Source organism: Chitinophagales bacterium (assembly GCA_040877935.1).
Lineage (GTDB): Bacteria > Bacteroidota > Bacteroidia > Chitinophagales > CAIOSU01 > JBBDNB01.
The window spans coordinates 41380-61734 of the sequence record JBBDNB010000044.1 but is presented as its reverse complement, the minus strand read 5'-3'; the positions used below and the strand labels follow the sequence as shown (position 1 = coordinate 61734).

Annotated in this window: 22 protein-coding genes; 15 read left to right on the top strand and 7 right to left on the bottom strand. The window is 38.8% G+C overall.

Translation table 11 applies throughout. From position 1 onward, the window contains the following. Positions 1-31: 31 nt before the first annotated feature. Entirely contained in the window at positions 32-223 is a 192-nt protein-coding gene (locus tag WD048_12345; GenBank protein MEX0813000.1) for a hypothetical protein, read from the bottom strand. A 59-nt stretch (positions 224-282) separates the two neighbouring features. Then, on the bottom strand, positions 283-438 hold the full coding sequence (locus tag WD048_12340) for a lmo0937 family membrane protein (protein MEX0812999.1): 156 nt from the start codon (positions 436-438) through the stop codon (positions 283-285). A gap of 135 nt (positions 439-573) precedes the next feature. On the opposite strand from WD048_12340, the gene WD048_12335 reads away from it, so the two are divergent. Continuing rightward, positions 574-1143, top strand: a complete 570-nt coding sequence (locus WD048_12335; protein ID MEX0812998.1) for an AraC family transcriptional regulator — start codon at positions 574-576, stop codon at positions 1141-1143. A gap of 55 nt (positions 1144-1198) precedes the next feature. On the opposite strand, the gene WD048_12330 is transcribed toward WD048_12335, so the two are convergent. From WD048_12330 to WD048_12320, 3 genes are read right to left on the bottom strand one after another with little or no spacing between them, the layout of a single operon-like run. Further along, entirely contained in the window at positions 1199-1645 is a 447-nt protein-coding gene (locus WD048_12330; protein ID MEX0812997.1) for a response regulator, read from the bottom strand. Positions 1646-1657: 12 nt separating this feature from the next. Beyond that, positions 1658-5422 (bottom strand): chemotaxis protein CheB, encoded by a 3765-nt coding sequence (locus WD048_12325; GenBank protein MEX0812996.1) that lies wholly within the window; start codon positions 5420-5422, stop codon positions 1658-1660. Then, positions 5419-5907 (bottom strand): response regulator, encoded by a 489-nt coding sequence (locus WD048_12320; GenBank protein ID MEX0812995.1) that lies wholly within the window; start codon positions 5905-5907, stop codon positions 5419-5421. Before WD048_12320 ends, WD048_12325 begins: the two co-directional genes overlap by 4 nt. Before the next feature lie 540 nt (positions 5908-6447). On the opposite strand from WD048_12320, the gene WD048_12315 reads away from it, so the two are divergent. The 7 genes from WD048_12315 to WD048_12285 all read left to right on the top strand — a co-directional run bounded on the left by WD048_12315 (position 6448) and on the right by WD048_12285 (position 13011). Next, entirely contained in the window at positions 6448-7167 is a 720-nt protein-coding gene (locus WD048_12315; GenBank protein MEX0812994.1) for a YdcF family protein, read from the top strand. 463 nt (positions 7168-7630) lie between these two features. Beyond that, the gene (locus WD048_12310; GenBank protein ID MEX0812993.1) at positions 7631-7939 is read left to right on the top strand and encodes a hypothetical protein; all 309 of its coding nucleotides are present in this window, start codon (positions 7631-7633) and stop codon (positions 7937-7939) included. A gap of 118 nt (positions 7940-8057) precedes the next feature. Then, positions 8058-9068 carry an acyl-CoA desaturase gene (locus WD048_12305; protein MEX0812992.1) on the top strand — a complete coding sequence of 337 codons (1011 nt, stop codon included), beginning with the start codon at positions 8058-8060 and terminating at the stop codon, positions 9066-9068. Between the two features lie 139 nt (positions 9069-9207). Then, positions 9208-9408, top strand: a complete 201-nt coding sequence (locus tag WD048_12300) for a hypothetical protein (protein MEX0812991.1) — start codon at positions 9208-9210, stop codon at positions 9406-9408. A gap of 121 nt (positions 9409-9529) precedes the next feature. After that, on the top strand, positions 9530-9826 hold the full coding sequence (locus WD048_12295; protein ID MEX0812990.1) for a LapA family protein: 297 nt from the start codon (positions 9530-9532) through the stop codon (positions 9824-9826). 84 nt (positions 9827-9910) lie between these two features. Further along, positions 9911-11065: a hypothetical protein gene (locus tag WD048_12290; GenBank protein ID MEX0812989.1), complete on the top strand. Its 1155-nt coding sequence runs from the start codon at positions 9911-9913 to the stop codon at positions 11063-11065. Positions 11066-11067: 2 nt separating this feature from the next. Continuing rightward, positions 11068-13011, top strand: a complete 1944-nt coding sequence (locus WD048_12285) for a DUF6089 family protein (GenBank protein MEX0812988.1) — start codon at positions 11068-11070, stop codon at positions 13009-13011. A gap of 411 nt (positions 13012-13422) precedes the next feature. Here WD048_12285 and WD048_12280 read toward each other — a convergent pair whose 3' ends face one another. Then, positions 13423-15009, bottom strand: coding sequence for a DUF748 domain-containing protein (locus tag WD048_12280; GenBank protein ID MEX0812987.1), 1587 nt, complete (start codon positions 15007-15009; stop codon positions 13423-13425). A gap of 200 nt (positions 15010-15209) precedes the next feature. Between WD048_12280 and WD048_12275 the strand changes: the two genes are divergently transcribed. The 7 genes from WD048_12275 to WD048_12245 all read left to right on the top strand — a co-directional run bounded on the left by WD048_12275 (position 15210) and on the right by WD048_12245 (position 20115). Beyond that, positions 15210-16043: a CHRD domain-containing protein gene (locus tag WD048_12275; protein ID MEX0812986.1), complete on the top strand. Its 834-nt coding sequence runs from the start codon at positions 15210-15212 to the stop codon at positions 16041-16043. Positions 16044-16335: 292 nt separating this feature from the next. Continuing rightward, positions 16336-16896 (top strand): DUF2141 domain-containing protein, encoded by a 561-nt coding sequence (locus WD048_12270; GenBank protein ID MEX0812985.1) that lies wholly within the window; start codon positions 16336-16338, stop codon positions 16894-16896. 122 nt (positions 16897-17018) lie between these two features. Continuing rightward, positions 17019-17198, top strand: coding sequence for a CsbD family protein (locus WD048_12265; protein MEX0812984.1), 180 nt, complete (start codon positions 17019-17021; stop codon positions 17196-17198). Positions 17199-17310: 112 nt separating this feature from the next. Further along, positions 17311-17778, top strand: coding sequence for a hypothetical protein (locus WD048_12260; GenBank protein MEX0812983.1), 468 nt, complete (start codon positions 17311-17313; stop codon positions 17776-17778). Positions 17779-17834: 56 nt separating this feature from the next. Next, complete coding sequence (locus WD048_12255; protein MEX0812982.1) at positions 17835-18434, top strand: hypothetical protein; 600 nt, start codon at positions 17835-17837, stop codon at positions 18432-18434. A 9-nt stretch (positions 18435-18443) separates the two neighbouring features. Next, positions 18444-18638, top strand: a complete 195-nt coding sequence (locus tag WD048_12250) for a hypothetical protein (protein MEX0812981.1) — start codon at positions 18444-18446, stop codon at positions 18636-18638. A 298-nt stretch (positions 18639-18936) separates the two neighbouring features. After that, a complete protein-coding gene (locus WD048_12245; GenBank protein ID MEX0812980.1) occupies positions 18937-20115 on the top strand; it encodes a sulfotransferase in 1179 nt (392 codons plus the stop codon). A gap of 13 nt (positions 20116-20128) precedes the next feature. Here the strand turns inward: WD048_12245 and WD048_12240 are convergent, their stop codons facing one another. Continuing rightward, positions 20129-20344, bottom strand: a complete 216-nt coding sequence (locus tag WD048_12240) for a heavy metal-binding domain-containing protein (protein ID MEX0812979.1) — start codon at positions 20342-20344, stop codon at positions 20129-20131. Positions 20345-20355 lie beyond the last annotated feature (11 nt).

Here is a 20355-nt window from a genome sequence, read left to right as displayed (position 1 = left end):
ACCGGAGCCACGAATGACTCCGGTTGCTAATTTATCTACAATCGAAACCTCTCGCTTCGTAGAAATCTACAGTAGCTCCATATTCAGTATTGCTGTTGTAATCTCCTTCACAAAGCCTAACTTCAGGCTCGGAATCTTTGTTGCAGACCACACATTTTCTGCAAGAGCTAAAGCCCATTACAATTAAAAATGCCAATGTAGAGGTAATAAATAATTTTTTCATTTTGTTAAAGTTTTTTTGTTATGTTTTGAGTTAAATTTATTTGATTGATAATTGAAATATTACAGCACTCTGCGGCCACTGATTACCCTAAGTATTATAGCTATGAGTGCAATCACTAGCAATATGTGAATGATCCCCCCGGTATTAAAAGCGAAGAACCCGAGTGCCCAGCCTATTATTAGAATTACGGCAATGATGTAAAGTAGATTTCCCATGGTCTTTTATTTTTTTATGAGGAATGAAAATTTGATGATGTAAAGATGGGGCTACTATGGGGCTAAATCCTTACACAATTCAGGGAAAGAATTACATCATTCACACATCCCTTCAAAAATGATTAACTTAGAGACATGAAATTATATGTCAAATACATGGTTTCCCTTCGCTGCAAGATGATGGTGAAAGAGAAACTTGAGAAAATGGGGCTGCACTATGTAACAGTTGAACTGGGAGATGTGGAAATTATCGAAGACATTACTCCTGAGCAGCGCAATCAATTGAAAATCGAATTGCTTGAATCAGGGCTTGAGCTGATGGACGATAAAAAAGCCATGTTGATAGAGAGAATAAAAAATGTCATTGTAGAAATGGTACACAATGAGCCGCAAATGCCAAAGATCAAACATTCCATTTATCTCAGCCAAAAACTAGAGCACGACTATACTTATCTTGCCAATATTTTTTCTGAAACTACGGGCATCACCATTGTGCAATTCTTCATTGCCCATAAAATTGAAAAAGTAAAAGAGCTGCTCTTGTACGATGAGCTCAACCTTACTGAAATATCCTACAAACTGGATTACAGCAGCGTGGCACATCTGTCCAATCAATTCAAGAAAATAACAGGATTAACGCCCAGCTACTTCAAGCAAATCAAAAAGAAAAGACGACAAGCGCTTGAAAACTTAAAAATGGTGTGATTTCAAGCGGGAATACTTGCTTGCTGCAAGCAGGAATTTCCTAATGCATTTCAAATCAAACCCTCAGTAAAAAATTATCTTTATTAAAAGGTGGATGCTGATAGAGGTGTGCAGTTGAAATTGCTTTGGACAATACTTCCTTGAGCACAATAAAGCTATTGGGTTTTTGGATATAAACATTTGCACCGTTTATAAATGTAGCATCAATATCCTTTTCAGAAGCTGAGGTAGAAAAAATGGCAATGGCTATATCCTTTAACTTTTTGTCGCTTCTAATTTCTACCAAACATTCCAAACCGTTTTTTTGCGGCATGTTCAAATCCAAAAAAATAAGTTGGGGCAAAGGGTTACCACCTTTTTTAAGATAGTCCATCAATTGATTTCCATCATTCACCGTATGAACAACTGATTTTATTTTCAATTCACCAATAGCTTCCTTAAAAAGAAGGCGATCGCCATCATCATCATCGGCAAGTAGTATGTTAATTGCTTTGGTTTCCATATAAATAATTATTTAGTCTTCAGGAATATAAATATCAAAAGTAGCCCCTTCATTCAAGGTGCTTTTAGCAGTAATTGCGCCATCGTGATAAGACACAATCTTTTTCACAATCGACAAGCCAATGCCAGTGCCCGGATATTCGTCTCTGCTGTGCAATTTTTGAAATACCTCAAATATCTTGTCCTTAAATTTGGGAGCAAAACCAATACCATTGTCTGAAAAAGAAATGTGGCAATAATTTAATTCAGGCAATAGCATGGTGTTTTTCACAGTATCGCCTTTTACAATACTGCTCTTGATTACGATGTGTGGCCGCTGTCCAGGTTTTGAAAACTTAATGGAGTTGCTGATCAGGTTTTGCATAAGCTGCCGGAACTGGAAAGGGATGATTTTAGCCATTCCCAATTCATCGGCTTCAATATTTACCTGCTTTTCGTCTATTTCTACTTTGAGTTCTATTTTCACATCCTCAATAATAGTTTTCAGGTCTGTAATTTCAAAATCCCCTTCCGTAGTTTTTACCCTGGAAAAAGTCAGTATATCTTTAATGAGCACCTGCATGCGATTGGCGGCAGACTGCATCCGTTGGAAATAATCCTTGCCCTTAGGAGATAGGTTCTTGTTTTCTTTTTCAAGAATACGGTCTGCAAAGGTTTGTATTTTGCGCAGTGGCTCTTGCAAATCGTGGCTGGAAACGTAAGCAAAGGATTCAAGCTCGGAATTCACTCCTTCAAGCTCCTGAATTTTTTCTTCTAGTGTTTCATTTGCTTCCAATACTTCTTGGGTTCTGTCAACAACTTGCCTTTCCAATTCTTGTTTTAGCTCCTGCTGTCCTTGAATTTCGGTATCTGTACCAATCCACATTGTTATTTTTCCTTGCCCATCTTTCTGTGCCAATCCGCGCGTTAAATGCCACTTATAGATTCCTGCCGTATTCAAAAAGCGGTGTTCCACTTCAAAATTATCTCCTGTGGAAAGGGAGCGCAGCCAGACATCTTTGGTTTTGGGCCAATCATCTGGATGAACGGCTTTTTCCCATCCCCAGCCCTTTAATTGATTAAATGTAAGACCGGTATATTCAAACCAACAGCTATTGAGATAATTCAGATTTCCCGCTGCATCCGCAGTCCATATTTTTTGGGGCATCAGCTCGGCCATCTGCCTAAATCGTTTTTCGCTTTCTTCAATTTTCCCTAGTATTTTAGAGCGCACTGTATTGTCTTCAATCGATAGCAGAATTAATTTTTCCTTGTTATTCTTATTGACTACTTCCCATGCATTCAATAGCAATACCCTTTTTCCTATGTTTGAAAATGTATGCGTAACCTCAAAATGGATAATCTTTGATTTTTCAGGAAGGATCTTTTCAAGTAATGTGCGCAAAGCAGGGATATTCCATTGTTTATCGCCTATATCATAAATCAAAAGACCTTCCGTTTCCGCTTCGTTTACACGGAATGTTTTATAAAAAGCATTGTTCGCTGTTTTTACCATCAAGTTTTCATCTAGCACCAGCAAAGGTTCGCGAATATTGGCTAAAATAGCCTCGGCATAATCCCGCGCCTCTGTCACGTGTTCGTTCAAACTGAATATTTCCTGATTTACCACTATCAACTCTTCATTCGTACTTTGCAGTTCTTCTTTTCCGGTTTCTAATTCTTCGTTCAGGCTTTGCAATTCTTCACTACTGCTCAGCAATTCTTCATTTGCAGTTTGTAGCACTTCGTTGGCTGCTTCTTGATCTTCGATAATGCTGTGCATATCTTCGCGCTTTTGCTCCAATTCCTGTTCTAATTGCTGGATATATTGATCTTTGCTGTTGCTTTTTGATTTACTGGGGGCCGTTTTATCGATGCTATTTCTAGAACCTGACTGATGGTCGCTATGCGATTTAGAATCGTGAAAGAGAATCATATAATGCGGCTCTATCATATTGGGGAGCGGAAGTGCCTCTATAGCGATTTTATGTGTGCCATCTTCTGTTGTCAAGGTGATATTTTCTTTTGAAACAGGGGCATTTTGTTTTTTTACATTGTGCAAAATACTGCGCAATTCAAAAGACAATCCGCTTTTTGCCATTTTTAATAAGTTGTGGCTTGGCTTGCCGGGCGACTGCTCTAAAAAGCGTCCTGTTTTGCCCCTGAAATGCACGATGTCCGCAGTTTCGTTGATCACCACACCGGCAGGGCTATAATTGCGGAGTATAATATCATCTGCCGTTTTTTGAAAATCGGTTCGTGAAGTTTCGTTTCCTGTCGGGGCTTCAATAGGACTAAGACTTTGTTCGCTTCGCTGACTGGCCACGTGCATGTATTTTCCGGGCCCATCTTTGCGTGAAAATAATTTGTCTTTTTTTTCAACTACAGCAAATAGTTCAGGCACTCCAGTGATACTTTCTGTTTTACCGAGCAGCAATATTGCCCTCGGATTTAAGGCATAATGAAAGGTGGTCAATGCCTTTTTTTGCAAATAGGGATCCATATAAATAAGCACATTGCGACAACTGATAAAATCCATTTTGCCGAATGGTGGGTCTTTTAATAAATTGTGAATGGCAAACACGCACATATCCCGCACGTTTTTATTCACCAGATAATTGCCATTGTGTTTCTTGAAAAATTTCTGCAAGCGTTTTGGCATTAAGGCTTCCACCTCTTTTTTAGTATAAATACCAGAGCGCGCTTTTGCAATGGCAGGTTCGCTTAAGTCGCTGGCAAAAATTTGCACTCTTCTATTGTCGTCCAATATTTCCCTAAAACACATGGCAATGGAATAGGCCTCTTCTCCTGTGCTGCATCCCGCTACCCACACCCGTATGGTTTCGCCAGGCGCTTTGTTTTCTACAATGCGCGGAAAAACATTTTCACATAAATAGTCAAAGGTATCTGTGTCGCGAAAAAAAGCTGTTACCGGAATTAAAAGATCCTGGTATAAAATATTTTGCTCCGCAGTATTTTCCCTTATTTTTTTAAGGTAAGTGGCTAGCTTATCGATTTTACTCAAGGCCATCCTGCGCAATATCCTTCTGCGCACTGTTGTCTGTTTATAATAAGTAAAATCGACTCCCTTGCGAATGGATAGCAGCGCGAGAATTTTTTTAAAAACCTCCTCCTCGGGCTGCAAGAGGTTTTGCAGATCCTCATCACTTTTATCCATATTGGAGCAAAGCTCTATTAATTTTTGCGGAATTTTTTCTGGTGTAAGAATGAAGTCAACCACATTTGCCTGCACTGCGCTGTGGGGCATTCCGTTGTAAGCAGCGGAGGCTTCTTCCTGCGCAATGGTAATGCCACCGTGATCTTTTATCATTTTCAGCCCCAGTGTGCCATCGCTGCCAGTGCCCGATAACACCACCCCTATCGCATGGCTTTGATGCACCTCTGCCAAGGAAGTGAAAAATAAGTCTATGGGCAGGGTGCGATCGGTTATGCTTTTTTCAGGACGCTTAGTGAGCAATAAAACGCTATCCCTTGCCACCATCATTTTATTGCTGGGAATCACGTAAATATGGTTCGGCTCCACTTTAATGTCATCCGTAATTTCTACAACAGGCACACTTGTTTCTTTTTGCAAAATTTCTGGCAACATGCTTTCGTGGTGCGGATCAAGATGCTGAACCAGCACGAATGCCATACCTGAATCTTCGGGAATGGTTTTGATCAGTTTTTTAAAGGCATCCAAGCCGCCTGCGGAGGCGCCAATACCTATTACTGGAAATAAATTGGCAGATTTAGTTGATTTTTTTCTGCTTTTTTTTGGATCGGCTGTTGGTTTCATTTCAATTTGGGATTTTCTGTAATTCCCGTAAGGATAAACTTTTCCTTTAAGGGAAGGGGGCTATTTTCCTGCCCCAGAAGGCTAAGCACATTTTGTATTATATTTTTGAGCTGTGAGAATTTAGGGGGTTTGTGGATATAATAATGCGCGGCATCTTTATAGACCTGTACTACCATATCATTATCAGAGGAGGTGGAAAAAATAACTACCGATAAATTTTGGAGAAGCTCGTTGTTTTTTATTTCCGATAAACAGTCCAATCCATTTTTGCGCGGCATATTGATGTCGAGAAAAAGAATATCCGGAAGTTTATTGGCTTTATCAGTGAGCCACTGCATCAATTGTTCGCCATCGTGGACCATTTTAAGCTGGACATCTACCTGCAATTCCTCCAGTGCTTCTGTAAATAGAAAGCAATCGTCCAAATCATCATCTGCAAGAAGGATATTTAGGGGATTTTGAGGGGATTTATTTGAATTTTTCATTTCTATTAATATAGTAAAAATTAAGGATGAATACTAATGCATCAAGAATCTCATTTGCTTTATTAAATCAGGGTTCAACTTCAACCATTTTTTGGCAGAATGTCTTTCATGCCCCATGAAAAGCCTTGTGAAAATTGGTCGTTCAGAAGAAATTATTTTATCCTAATTTAAATTTCAGGTCTGTTGAACTAGCCAATGTAGCCACAAGATAATTCCACAGTAGCCACAAGATAATTCCTCAGTAGCCACAAGATAATTCCTCAGTAGCCACAAGATAATTCCTCAGTAGCCTCAAGGCATGCCTTGAGGCTACTGAGGAATTGTGCTAGGCGTAATTGTGAATTTACTTCAATCATTCCATAATGTTATTGCAATGTGTGAATCATGTAAGTATTTCCTAAAATTTTGTAACAATTTCCTTCACATACTTTCCGAATTTTAATCAAATTTCAATACACTTTTGCGCATGTTGTTCTCCCTGCAAAACTTCCGGACACAGGTTTTGTTATATACTAAGCACCTGTAGGCAAAACAGTAAAAATGAAAACCACAGAAAATACCTTTCCCACAATCCTACTGCTGATAGCGTTGGCTACGCTTCTTTCTGGATGCGTGTTGTTCCCACAGGCTCAATACAACAAAGCGCAACGCACAGCACCTTATGATGTGGTAATCGTGCCGGGGTTCCCTTACACGGAAAGCGAGCAGGAAATCAACTTTGTGATGCGGCTGCGAGTGTTTTGGGCTTATCACCTTATAAAGAACGGCATTACCGAAAATGTGATTTTTTCAGGAGCCGCAGTACACACGCCCTATGTGGAATCGGAGATCATGGCGCAATATGCCCAAAGCCTGGGGATTCCAGCCAAGCACATTTTTGTGGAATCGAGGGCAGAGCACAGTACAGAAAATCTTTTTTATGGATACGCACTCGCGCTGAAATTAGGGTTTGATCACATTGCAGTCGCCACTGACCCTGTTCAGGCTATTCTAATAAAGATTAATACCCGGAAAGATAAGCTGCCGGTGGATTTCATCACCGCAAATGTCAGTATGGTTTTAAACAATTATAATAAAGTTTATCCCACATTGGAAAACCCTTGCTATGCGCACACCAATGATTTTGTACCGCTTGCGGAACGCCTTTCTGCAGAAGAACTAAAGGAAGGTACCAAAGGCGACCGATTCCGCAACCGCTATGGGCTGGTGCATGTAAGTCCTGACAACCTGGAGTTGATTAATCTGTCTATGAGAGATTAAGAATAAAGGTATTCTTTCCCTCTCAGACAGGCGGCATTCTTGCCCCAAAAAGTGTGAATTATGTAAGATTTTCTAAAAATTTTGTAACGCTTTTCTCATTTATCCGACCCACTTTTATATGTAAGAATCATCTAAGCAATTTAAAATGGGTACGAAAGACTGAATTTGTCAATCAAAATCTGTATGGTCATGAAAAAACCCGACACTCAATTAAGCAACATTGTAAAAAAACTGAGCGATGAAATTAGGGAACGTTATCCCAATCTTTTCCATAGCATAGGTAAATTTCAAGTTTACAAAATCCTGGAAGACCTATGTAAGGCATCGGAAAAAAGTGGTATAAAATACACAATGATAAACGGTTCAGATTGCCGGAGTACAAAGCAGGTTGTTCTTAAAAATGATCATTCAAACAAATAAAATGGGCAGGAAAGAATGAAACCCGTCAATCAAAATCCATAACATGGAAAAATCCGATCCCCGATTAAGCAAGATAGTATATCCCCTGAGCGATGAGATCAGCAAAGGGAAAGGGCATCCAATATTTACAGGTAAAATTATGCTGGGAAAAGAAGATAAAATCAATCACCTTGCAATAGATGTTTTGATACACGAGAAAATTCCGTATTTTACCACGTTCAACATTATGGATCATATCGGTCTTATCGCCAACATGGAGAATCCCGAAGCATTCATAAAACATCTGAAAAGCTTTGTGCTTCAATCTGAAAAGCCGATGTACTTAATCGGAAAAAATTCATCCCACTGTTAATGAAATATTATATTCTGAATATCCTTTTATCATAAATTCTATTTCACTTTTGACTTTAGCAAAAATCACATTTCAGCAATCAAAAAACGACCGATTTTATTCTGAATTAAAATCCAAGGTGAATAACTATTTTGCCGCGCGCAGACTATCGCCACATGCCAACACGCAAATGATTATTAAAACGATTTTGATTTTCATTATAACGTATGGCGCCTACGGACTGATTATAGCCGATTTTCTGCCTATGTGGGCGATGTTTTTTCTTTGCATCGTGATGGGAGCGGGAATAGCCGGACTGGGATTTTGCGTAGCGCATGACAGCATACACGGAGCCTACTCTTCCAATAGCAAAGTCAATTATTTTTTAGCGCTCACGATGAACCTTATCGGAGGAAGCCGCTATGTGTGGAGCATCACCCATAATCTGGCGCATCATACTTATACCAACATCCACGAATATGATGAAGATTTGGAGATCGCACCATTTATTCGTTTATCCAAACATAAATTGTATAAGCGCATTCATCGTTATCAGCATGTGCTGGCATTCATAGCATATTCATTTGCTACTTTTTTCTGGGTATTCTTTAAAGACTACAAAAAGCTCTCGCAGAAAAATATCGGTCCGTACAAAAACAAGAAGCATCCTGTTTCTGAAATCATTGAGTTGACGCTTTTTAAAGTTTTTTATTATACCTATATGATTTTGATTCCCTTACTTGTGATGGACATTACCTGGTGGCAATTTCTCATCGGTTTTCTTACTATACACTTAGTGTCAGGAATTATTATGGGGGTCATCTTTCAATTGGCGCATGCCGTAGAAGAAACCGACCAATTAAAGCATGATGGAAGAGGTGGGATAGAAGCATCGTGGGCGATTCACCAAATGCGCACCACCAATAATTTTGCAATGAATAATCGTTTTATCACCTGGTATGTAGGCGGCTTGAATTTCCAGGTGGAACATCATTTGTTTCCACGAGTCTGTAGTATTCATTATCCCGCAATCAGCAAGATATTGCAGCGCACGGCATCTCAATATCATGTGCCTTACCATTATCATGAAAATTTTTCTGACGCCCTTCGCTCACATTATCGCTACCTGAAAAAATTGGGTAGGTCTTAATGCCAGAATCTATTGGGAGAAAAACAGACTATTTATCTTTTTGGCTATGTGTGAATCATGTAACATTTTGTAAAAATCCTGTAACGCTTTTCTTTAACATTATACGCATTTTTGTTTAACCATCATTTTAACTAAAAAAATGAACAAAAACCAAACAGACCTTCGCAATCAGCAATCTGATAGCAAGTCAAAAAAGCAAGTAATACAAATTGATCCTATTTCTACTAAGGAAAAATTAAAAGAGCAATTAGAGAAACCGGAAGAATTTGAATTAAAATCAAATATTCAAAGAAGACCGCAATTCAGGTTAAATGAAAACATGAAAAGAAGATTCTGCTGAATGTTTTTTGCAAGCTAATTTGCTATTCGGTGAGGACACCAGCCAAGGTAACTTGTTTAAGTCTATGTGCATAAAAATAATTAAGTATTAACATATGAGTAATAATAGAAATTATCCCCTAATGCTTGTTGTTTGGCTAGTCATCGCAGTCATTGCGGTGGTTTTTACCTTACAAAATTCTTCTGATATAGAAGTTGTCTTTTTCTTATGGCAGGTGGAAACACCCCTCGCGCTTTTAATAATCATCACTATGCTTTTGGGAGTAATTGCCGCGCTGGCGTTGACCATGCCCGCTTATTTCAGCGGAAGAAACAGTGAAAGTAAATACAAAAAAGAGAGTGCTGCATTGAGAACGAAAAATTCCGAACAGGCTGCAAAAATAAAACAACTAGAAGCAAGAGCAGAAATCAGAAAATAAACTTTATCAAAGCAATGATGCAAGCTTTAAATGGATGAACAACATCTCATTAAGTTTCAGCATCAATAAAACTATAATTATATAATGAAAAACATCATTCTTTTATTCGCCTTGTGTTCTTCCTTCTTAGCGCATGCTCAGTATAAAACCGTCAATTTTAATTATGAAAGATCCTATTTCAATGAAGGTCAACCGCTGCCGGCACAAGATTATCTAATGCTCAATGGCGAGGTGTCCTCTGATGTTCAGATGGTGCAGTTAAAAATTTACAGAACCTCGAACACGGATAAAGCCCCGCTTCACACCGCCCTCTGGAAAAGACCGAACAACAATCTGCAAAACACTTTTACGCTGCCCATCAATTACAAACTGAATGGGAGTTCGGAATACACCTTCGTCATCAATTATTTTCAACCAGCATCTGATGCTCAGAGTCAAAGTCTTCACGCCATGCTGGAAGAAGTGCTTTTTCAATATCTAGAACAATCCGTTCAGGTAAAAAAAAGAAGCATCACGCTACTGAAAAATCCCAAACTACTCATCAAGGACATGGACCAAATCGTAGAGACCTCATTATCTTTTTACGATAACAAAAACAATTTTCGGTTCAATGGTTTCTCTGATATTATTCTCAGTCAGTTGCAGCAATTGGAAAATATAAACCTGAGCCGCGCGCTGCATGACGGTGAAGGCGATATGAATAAAGCTGCTACGCGCATGGCGTACGCAAGAAAACAAATTGAGGGCGTAAAACTGCTTGTAGCCAGGGAAATCACGCAATTTATTGATGATTACCTGATGATTATCACCGACAATAAAACCATTATTGATTATCCCACAGAGCATGAAAAATATACCTTCGCTATTAACGCGGGATACGGTGGTGCCTATAATGACGGAGGGGTTGACAATTTCACCTATGGTTCGGGAGTAATGCTCGGACTATCATTCCCGCTTGGTCGCGGAAGTTCACGCACGGGGCTCAACCGTCTGGCAATTTCAACCGGTGTGTTTATTCAGGATTTTGATTTCGGAGACGGAAAGGGCGCTACCGGCCCCTTGGTCAAACGACCATATTATCTCGGTTTAGGCATAAAGACTTTGAAAGTAGTCCGCTTAAATGCAGGTGCGGTCGTGTTGCAAAGTACAGACAGTAACAAATTAGTTGATTTTGGAAAAGTATATATCAGACCTTATATCGGTATTGCTATAGAGTTGAACCTTTGGCTGGGATTTTAATTATGAAGCATTTTACTACATTCATTTTCATTCTTCTTTTTTCGTCTGCGCTTCATGCGCAACAGGATTTGTATAAATGGAGGTTAGGCATCCATCTCGGTTACATGAATTATATTGGCGATAAAACAATCGTTCCCTTCACTTCCAAGCCTGTCTTCCTGCCCTATGGCGTTGACCTGCAATACAACTTCACGCCATCATTCGGCATTAACGTAATGGCTGATCATGGAAAATTCTCCATTCCCGCTTCTGATATTGATGCGGTGCAACCCGATTTCGAAACAGATGCTAAAAGCGTTTCACTCAGATTAGTGTATCAATTTGATAATGGAAAGCTACTTCACGCCCGCTCGCTTTTTTCGCCCTATCTTTTTGCCGGTGGCGGTTTTGGATGGTATAATATTGAAGCTGTCACAACCGAAGAGGTGCGCACAGGATTTATTCCCGCGGGTGCTGGGCTGAAAGCGCGATTGTCCGACCGATTTAACCTCGACTTACGGGGCGATATGCGTTACACTTTCACGGACAAATTAGACGCGAATGTTTCTGGCACGAATAACCTGAATGATTTTTATTACCTCATTACCCTTTCAGCCCACTTCAATTTCGGAATGAGAAAAGCAAAATACAAAGCGCCTGCTTTTTATACCGGGGAAAAAGGTTGGGCAATGATACCGCTCGAAAAACCAGAGAGTGAAGAAGAAAAAATTCAACCATCAGTCGATAGTTTGAAGAAAACAGATATTGTCAAAAAAGAAATTGCGGACACTGCGGCAAGAATTAAAAAAGATACTATTTATATACTGGAGGAGATAGATGTTCATGAAACTGTGCTGCCAAAAGAAAAAGGCGTTCGCATCCTCTTGAATGATACGATTATTTCCATTTTGGTGAATGAAAACGAGTCATTGGATTTTCAGATGGACCCTAAATTGTTTCGGGAATCACGCGCTCCATCAAGGAACGCTTATCCCGATGCTTCAAAATCTCAACCGGTTCATGAAATAAAAAAACTACAGGATGAAATCAAATCATTGAATTTGCGCATTGATTCATTGTCAAAACACATAAGGCTGACAAGTAAAGACTCGGTGATTGAAATTGGAAAAATCATTTCAGCAAAGGATTCTCTGAAAGAACAACCTGTCATTCATACGGTGATTGATACTGTCATCACGCCCATGAAATTACCGAAAGATTCGATGAAGCTTATACCGAAATTAAAAGTGGATACGATTGAGTTGCAGATTCCTCAAAAAGACAAAAGCGAACCGGATACCTCTGCGCTGATTTTTGAAGAAGCTGAAATGATGATTGATGATTCAGCAAAGGTGAAAATGAAACAAATTCAGGATGAAACGCCCTATAAAGAAGTGCAGGTAGAAAAAAAGTCCGATACTGTTCAAACCCCAGCATCTGTAGAATCGAAAACTGATACCGTTATTGAAAAGCAGGTGATTACAGAAAAAGATGTTCAGGAAAAAACGAACACGATTTATATAGCAGAACCGGAAACAAGCAAACAGCAGCTTGAACCGGAAAGAGATTCTTTGCAACAAAAAACCCCTGTAAAAATCATTCGTGATACTGCTCGTGTTGAAGTAGAAAAAGAAACACTTGAGCTAGCACCGGTCAATGTGTTTTTTGAGAAAAACTCTTATGTTGTAGAAGAACCTTACCGGAAGCAACTCTCTGAATTTGCGCAATCACTTCTTGCCCAATCTGACACAGCAAAGATTTTGGTAACGGGATTTGCAGATAGGTGGGGCGAATCGGATTATAATAAGATGCTTTCAGAGAAAAGAGCATTGGCGGTTAAAAATGTGCTTGAAAAAAATAATATCCCTGCCGCCCGCATTCTCCTTAGATTTTTTGGAGATGAAAAGGCAGTGGAAGGAAAAAGTGAATTGCATCGCAAGGCTGAGGTAAAAGTGTTGTCCGAATAATCATTGCAGGACGATAAAAATTTGAATGCCCTTCCCGCCCAACAAAATCTTTCCAGACGTTGGTGTATTAAAAATCAAGCGCGTTTAAACCATTTCCCATCCCAGGCATGTTAGGAAATGTTTTCTTTGAGTTGTTTTACCTGCGTTTCACATTCATCCGCAAAGGGGACATGATTTTTCTGCTGTGCGACTTCTGCAAACCAGAGAATAACTATTTTTTGCAAAGCAATTCCATTTGCAAGTATTATCGAATGTATTTTTTTCACCGGGAAAGTGAAGATGTTTGATTTCTGTTGAAAGAAGCTTATCGCTAATCCGCTCTGCTCTTTATGAAGCAGACAAGCCCCTAAAGCTAATTTCTCATGCTCCTTCTCATATTATGCTGAAATAAATAAGAATAGAAAGAATCACTTAGGTGTTCTTTTTGTCCTTAGAGCTTTTGGTAAGACTGGATTTCATTCCAGACCAAATAGCCTTGAAGCAGTAATTAAAAAGGGATTTTTCGGGATCTCTAATATATACTATTGTACCTGCTCTTGCTTCCTTTCCTGAAACCGGATTAGCGTCTATCACTTTTTTATTAGCTAAAAATGATATGATCTGCTCTTTTAAAGCTGTGGTGTCATCTGTCTGTTTGTTTTTAACTGTGAGATCCAATGCATGATAGAGCATAGTCATCTTACCCCTTGCTTGAGTATTATTTGCGATTAAGCTAAAATTCATTGCATCTACTTTCCCGGAATTGACATATACAAAAGCATTTTTCTCCAGCATGGGATTCAACGCCTTTACTTGCATATCGGAAAGTGTTCCACTCAATAAAAATGTATTCTCAGGGTCGTATATTTCTCCTTTCAATAAAATAGTCATTTTGCCTTTTCCCATCAACAGGGCCTGGCCGCTGATGACTAAAAAGTCTTTTTTTGTTTTGTAAATCTTGTCGTTTGTTACTTTAAGAATTTTAGCTTGGATATTATTGAAGCTGATGCTGCCAGGCTTGTTTGCCTTTTCGGCATGTTCGGTATAAATGAGGTTTCCGTTTATTAGTTCTATTGAATCAATATGGAGATCGCCCGGATAATTGTAAATCAAATCCTGGAATGCAGTTTTGTTCACATGCTTGAATGGTTTTTGCTTATCCCGAAAAACATTTATTTCCATTTGTCCGATTTCGATAAAGGAGCTCATCAGGCTTTTGCTTTTTAAATAATGCATGGCAGAAAAATCGTGAACCGAAATACTGCTAAAGCTAGCTTCAATCCTGTCGGTTTCATACTTGTAGCGCGATGTGAAATCGTAATTTTCGTAATTGGGCTGTATGAAAAAACTATCTGCGCTCATGGTGCCGGAAGTATGGGAATATTTTAGGCCACTGCTTTTATAGGTGTACATGCTATCAGCGGAGACAAAAAGGATTTCATCGGCTTCAAAATCAAATTCCTGAATAATGCTGGTGGAAATGGCATCCTTTTTTTCAATTTGCAAATCATGGAATGTCACATCTCCTTTTTTCACGGCATACGCTTGTGCGCTTGCAGTATTATTTATAGCCAGATTTAATTGAACAAACTGCAATTTGCCAAGCCGGATGTTCGCAGGCGAAAGCATGGGCTTCTTTGCTCCTCCTGAAAAGGGCATCGTCCCTTTTATATTGGCATTGGTAATAGTAATTTCCCGAATGTCGATATCATTATTGAATATAGCTTTAAGCAATTTGATTCCCGTGCATTTTATGGAGGCTATTGATCCGCTAAAACCCGTATTGGCCTGATGTATGCCCTTTGACTCGATGTGAATGCCACTAAATTGAATTTCCCTTCTTATCATTGAAATATGCACTTTGTCAATTTCGATGGTAAAATCCTCATTCCCTTCATTAACCATTGCCTCCATTTTATTTCCGACCCAGGGCTCCAGAAAGACTGTACTTAAAAGTTTTGTTAATGCAGTAAGTGCAATCAAGACGACTATTACTGTAAAAAATGTTTTTTTATTCATGATTAAAATTAGAATAAGGCGAAGTTGCTTCATTTTTAATCGGTATATATTACATCATTATTTCAAAACATTACATCATTCACACTTTTTGCCATTAGATATGTGAATCATGTAACTCTTTTCCATAATTGTGTAAGCGCATTGGTAAGAAGTCTATACATCTTGCGCTATTAATTTTATAAAATCTAAAACAAAACAAAATGACTATTAGAAAGAATTTTTTCGCAGCCTTCTCAATTTTTGCGCTGCTATTTTTAGTGCTTGCAAGTGGTTGCAAGAAAGATGATGAAGTAGAAGATAAACCAATGCGCCAGGTCTCATATGACATGAAGGTGAAAGATGTGCTAGGAGTATCGGGTAAAGTAACTTTTATTGAAAGAGCCAATTCTACTACCATTGAAATTGAGCTGAATGGCGTAAGTGATGGCAACCATCCTGCACACATTCATTTTAACTCTGCAGTAGAAACGGGCGGTATAGCAGTAACGCTAAGTTCTGTTGACGGCAACGGGGAAAGTACTACCTCAGTAACACACCTGGACGATAATACGCCCATTACTTATGATGAGCTTATCGCATTTAATGGATATATAAATGTGCACCAAAGCGCATCCAACTTAGGTGTAATCGTTTCACAAGGAGACATTGGAGGCAATGCGCTTACTGGTGCCAGCAAAACCTATAATTTGACAGAAAAAGATAGCTCTGGTGTATCGGGTACAGCACTTTTCGAAAAGCGGAACAACAACAATACACTTGTAACTATTACCCTAGATGGAACATTAGCCGGAGGATCTCATCCAACTCAAATTCACTTAGGTGATGTCAATACCGTGGGCGGAGGACCTGTTGTTGCCGAATTAAATGATGTGAATGGTGATTCAGGAAAAGGTTTTACCAATGTAACCAAACTTTCCAATGGTACGCTAATCACTTATGATAACTGGATGGAATATGATGGTTATTTAAATATCATTGAATCTTCTGCAAATCCAAACTACATCCTTTGCCAAGGAAATATAGGCGCTTTGTAGATTAATACAAAAGTCTTTTGGAAAGAAGTTTCTAAAATAAAAAAGAGCGTCCCATTCTAATTTGGGGCGCTTTTTTATTTCTAATAATTAGCGGATGAGTGCCCGCCCGACTTAAGTTATACAGCAAGGGCAACGCCCAGCGACTATACTAGGAAGTGTATATAAGGGGCTTGTAATGGTCTTAAATTTGGTATGATAATGGGATTTAAACCGATATTTACAGAAATGAAATGTATTTGAGAGAAAAAGGAGATAAATGAGAATATTATTAAAGGTCATTAAATAGACCTCTATGAAAGCCTATCAAAAAATCATTGCTGCAATTGCAATCTTAATCACGCTCTATGTGCTTTCTATCAACGGATGTAAATCACCCGAACCCAAAGACTCCACTGAATCAGTTGACATATGCTTGGACACCGTCACCATCAAAACCGACACAACAACTGTAGCAGAAGAACCCGACACCACCTCAAGGACAAAGAAACACAAGCCTCTAATCCTTATTATAACAAATCTCGACACCACCAAGTCGCCAGTGAACATAGTTTTTTATCAGGAACAGCATGAATTCCTAAGCAAGACCGATCGGCACAAGGGCTATAAATTCACTTCAAATGGGGAAACGCTCATTGTGCAAATAGCAGATCTTAATTATGGGGAATATGCAATAGCTCATTATCAGGATGTGGACAAGAATGGGGAATGCGACAAAAATTTTCTTGGTGTTCCAAAAGAGCCTTACGGATTTTCAAACAATTTCAAACCAAAGTTAAAAGCTCCCCACTTTAAACATTGCAAGTTTATATACAGCGAAAAAGAGGATACCTTAAAAATGTCCATGATTCGATAAAGAATGCTCAAGCTGAAATGTGTGAATATTGTAAGTCTTAGCTTAAATTGTGTAACAGTTTAGCTCTATGAATGGCTCATCTTTGTTGTGTGAAAATTCTTTCACAGCTAAATCAATATATTATGAACACTACCGAATTAAAAGGCAACTGGAATGAGCAGAAAGCAAAACTCAAAAAACAATTTGCAACGCTTACTGATGATGATCTAATGTTCGCAGAAGGAAAAAGAGATGAAATGCTCTCAAAACTTCAAAAAAAATTAGGCAAGACTAAAGAAGAATTGCACAAAATTATCTCCTAAAGTCTATCCAATCTACAGAAAAAGGGGTGTTGCCTTGTGGCATCCCTTTATTAATATAAAAACAATTTAAATAAAACCGCCTCATTTAATTGAGGACATAAAACCAAACAAAATGAAAAATACAATTTTAAAATTCGCTATGGCTTCAACGCTAATGGCTGGAATGATCTTCACCGGTTGTGAATCTTCAGAAACAAAAATGAAAGATGCACAGGATGAAGTAAAAGATGCAAAAGAAGAATTAAACGAAGCACAGCAAGAGGCAAAGGCTGAAGCACAAAGAAAACAGGATGCAAAAGAGTGGAAAGTTTTCAAATTGGAGGCAGAAGCAAAAATCAAGCAAAATGATGCTCTTATTGCTCAATTGAGAGACAGGATGAAAACATCAGGGAATACCATGGATAAGCTTTATGCAAATAAAATTGATGCGCTTGAAGAGCAAAACAAAAATCTAAAATCTAAAATATTTGCCTACGAGAAATCACAGAGTGATTGGGAAACTTTCAAACATGAATTTAACCACGATATGGATCAACTTACACAAGCATTAAATGATCTTACAGTTAAGAATACGAATTGAGGTTAAAAATAGTAGAAGCTGTTATCATATTAAATAATACTTAAAAAAAACAACAAATGAAATATATTTTATTAATTTTAATAACTTCCATTTTAGCACTGACTTCTACTCCGGTAGAAGCTCAGGCTTGGGAAAGAAACTCAAAGGTTTTAACAATTGGCGTTGGCGCTTCTCAGTTTTACCACTTTGACAATTACTATCACGAAGATTTTAGAGGCAATCACCGAAGTTACAAACCACTGACCGGGCAGTTCAATTTGCAGATGGAATTTGGTATTCACAAATATGTAGGGCTCGGATTTTCAACAGGTGTTGGTGGAAGAAGCAGATGGTCAAATCATTACAGAGGGGAAGTAAACATTCCTTTCGGCATTCTCTCCAATTTTCACTTTTATCAACTGATAGCCGATAAATCCAGTAAAAACCTACATGCCGACAAATTGGATATCTATGGTGGAGTAAGTGCGGGAAGTGGCATAGCCATTACATTTTACAGAAACAAAATAAATGAGGTAGAAACCAGGCGTATTGCCCCTCTTGCATTCGGTGGACTTCATGCCGGTATTCGCTATTACTTTAAGCCTAATGTAGGAGTAACTGCAGAAGTAGGCTTTGGACAAAGTTTAGCCAATATAGGGTTTGCGTTTAAATTCTAAACAAACAACATGAATCTCAAAAGAATCTTTGGAGCAGTCCTTACTGTTCTGGGAATAGGCGGCTTGATATTCGCTGCCATTCTGTTTGCCAATTCCACTAACGGACTACAGGGAATCAAAGCTCCTATTATATACGGGTCACTCGGTTTCATATTTTTCATTTCCGGTATTGGCCTGGTGCGCACAACAAAAGATGAAGCGTAATGCTTTTGGAAATAAGGCGTTTTTAAAAAAATAAAAACGCCACACTACATTCACTGGATAGTCGAAACCCTAAATAAAAGCCCTGGAGTCAATTGATTCTCAGGGTTTTTTTATACTTAGAGCAATATTCTGAAAAGTACTCAAGTTTTCTACTTGAAGGTCTGGATATGCTGGATAACCCACTCCAAAACCCATTTTTTGTTTTATTCGAACAGCCAATTGAATTATTCGGTCTTTAATGCAGCATACTTATGCGCTTCTATAGTTACAGCATACTTTCTTTGGTAGAAATTTCAACATGCAGTTTTCACTATCGGAAATTTTCTATCTCCAAAGCAAGACTATAGGAAAAATAATTTATTGCAATATAGTCCGGCATTTTTCTTTCAGGAGGCTTGCTTTCACTTTATTCTTTTTATCCCTGCATTTGCTGTTGATGCTGATCCTAAGTATTGGGCGCCTGTTGGACAAAATCCTTTTTCCCGCTTACCGGGATAATGAAATTAAAGCGCCCCTTTTTATCATCAGTAATCCGCGCAGTGGCACTACCCTACTACATCGCCTGCTCAGCATGGACAAAAACAAATACAGCAGCACGCTCTTGTACCACACCATTTTCCCCTGTGTAACTTACATTAAGGCCATCAGTGCTTTGGCAGCCGTTGACAATAAAATTGGCCGCCCCTTTCAAAGGGTTTTGGACAAAATTGAAAACATGGTGTTTGGGGGTTGGAAAAACATCCACCCAATGGGTTTCAAACGCAGCGAGGAAGATGAAACGCTTTTTGTTTATGCGGGGCTTTCCCCGGCAGTTTTTCTGCTTTCACCCTGGATTCGTGAATTTGAATTCCTGCATTTTTTTGATCGTGCCCCGGAAAAAGAAAAAGCCAGGTTCAAGGACTTTTATATCAGTAGTTTAAAGCGCATACACTATGCTACCAATCCCGACAGAAAGCTGTTGGTTAAAAATGTGTTTTCTACCGGGCGCCTGCATTTCATTCTTGATTGTTTTCCCGATGCAGAGATCATCTATCCATTGCGACACCCGGTAAAAGCTGTGCCCTCACTGCTGAGCATGTTTGCCGGCCCCTGGAAACAACACAGTCCTGAAATCAAGGCAGGGGCACAGGAATTTCAGGATTTTGCAGATTTGGCCATTGCCTATTACCGCTATTTTTTTAACGAGAAAAATAACATAAAGCAAAACAGGATTTATGTGCTGCGCTACAAGGACCTGGTGAAAAGCCCTGAAAAAAGCATTCGCAATATCTATGAACACTTTGGTTTTTCAGGTACTCCAACCTTTTGGCTTACACTTGAAAAGGAATGTCAAAAGAGCAAAAACTACAAATCAAAGCACAAATACGATACCGGTGAATTTGGTATCAGCAGGGAATACATCAACAAGCAGCTTGCAGACATTATCCAGAACTATTGGCCTGAAAAAAACAAGGTCAAAGAACTTGTAGAAAAATAATTACAATTTGACACTATTCCTCAACCTTCTTCAACTCCATGCCACAAATAGCACAATTTCCGGGATTATCATGAAGTAAATCTCCCTCACATTTCATGGGGCACATCCATTTGTCACCTTCTACTGTTTGTTGAGTAGTATTGTTTTCCTTGCCTGAATTGCTACATGCGCTGAAATGCATTCCTACAAATAAGAAAATTATCAGACTGAGGATTGCTTTTGTTTTCATTTCTATGGTTT

Bases quoted from the DNA above. Each gene is read 5' to 3' on its own strand.
- WD048_12345 (MEX0813000.1), bottom strand. From the start codon at position 223: ATGAAAAAATTATTTATTACCTCTACATTGGCATTTTTAATTGTAATG.
- WD048_12340 (MEX0812999.1), bottom strand. From the start codon at position 438: ATGGGAAATCTACTTTACATCATTGCCGTAATTCTAATAATAGGCTGG.
- WD048_12335 (MEX0812998.1), top strand. From the start codon at position 574: ATGAAATTATATGTCAAATACATGGTTTCCCTTCGCTGCAAGATGATG.
- WD048_12330 (MEX0812997.1), bottom strand. From the start codon at position 1,645: ATGGAAACCAAAGCAATTAACATACTACTTGCCGATGATGATGATGGC.
- WD048_12325 (MEX0812996.1), bottom strand. From the start codon at position 5,422: ATGAAACCAACAGCCGATCCAAAAAAAAGCAGAAAAAAATCAACTAAA.
- WD048_12320 (MEX0812995.1), bottom strand. From the start codon at position 5,907: ATGAAAAATTCAAATAAATCCCCTCAAAATCCCCTAAATATCCTTCTT.
- WD048_12315 (MEX0812994.1), top strand. From the start codon at position 6,448: ATGAAAACCACAGAAAATACCTTTCCCACAATCCTACTGCTGATAGCG.
- WD048_12310 (MEX0812993.1), top strand. From the start codon at position 7,631: ATGGAAAAATCCGATCCCCGATTAAGCAAGATAGTATATCCCCTGAGC.
- WD048_12300 (MEX0812991.1), top strand. From the start codon at position 9,208: ATGAACAAAAACCAAACAGACCTTCGCAATCAGCAATCTGATAGCAAG.
- WD048_12295 (MEX0812990.1), top strand. From the start codon at position 9,530: ATGCTTGTTGTTTGGCTAGTCATCGCAGTCATTGCGGTGGTTTTTACC.
- WD048_12290 (MEX0812989.1), top strand. From the start codon at position 9,911: ATGAAAAACATCATTCTTTTATTCGCCTTGTGTTCTTCCTTCTTAGCG.
- WD048_12285 (MEX0812988.1), top strand. From the start codon at position 11,068: ATGAAGCATTTTACTACATTCATTTTCATTCTTCTTTTTTCGTCTGCG.
- WD048_12280 (MEX0812987.1), bottom strand. From the start codon at position 15,009: ATGAATAAAAAAACATTTTTTACAGTAATAGTCGTCTTGATTGCACTT.
- WD048_12275 (MEX0812986.1), top strand. From the start codon at position 15,210: ATGACTATTAGAAAGAATTTTTTCGCAGCCTTCTCAATTTTTGCGCTG.
- WD048_12270 (MEX0812985.1), top strand. From the start codon at position 16,336: ATGAAAGCCTATCAAAAAATCATTGCTGCAATTGCAATCTTAATCACG.
- WD048_12265 (MEX0812984.1), top strand. From the start codon at position 17,019: ATGAACACTACCGAATTAAAAGGCAACTGGAATGAGCAGAAAGCAAAA.
- WD048_12260 (MEX0812983.1), top strand. From the start codon at position 17,311: ATGAAAAATACAATTTTAAAATTCGCTATGGCTTCAACGCTAATGGCT.
- WD048_12255 (MEX0812982.1), top strand. From the start codon at position 17,835: ATGAAATATATTTTATTAATTTTAATAACTTCCATTTTAGCACTGACT.
- WD048_12250 (MEX0812981.1), top strand. From the start codon at position 18,444: ATGAATCTCAAAAGAATCTTTGGAGCAGTCCTTACTGTTCTGGGAATA.
- WD048_12245 (MEX0812980.1), top strand. From the start codon at position 18,937: ATGCAGTTTTCACTATCGGAAATTTTCTATCTCCAAAGCAAGACTATA.
- WD048_12240 (MEX0812979.1), bottom strand. From the start codon at position 20,344: ATGAAAACAAAAGCAATCCTCAGTCTGATAATTTTCTTATTTGTAGGA.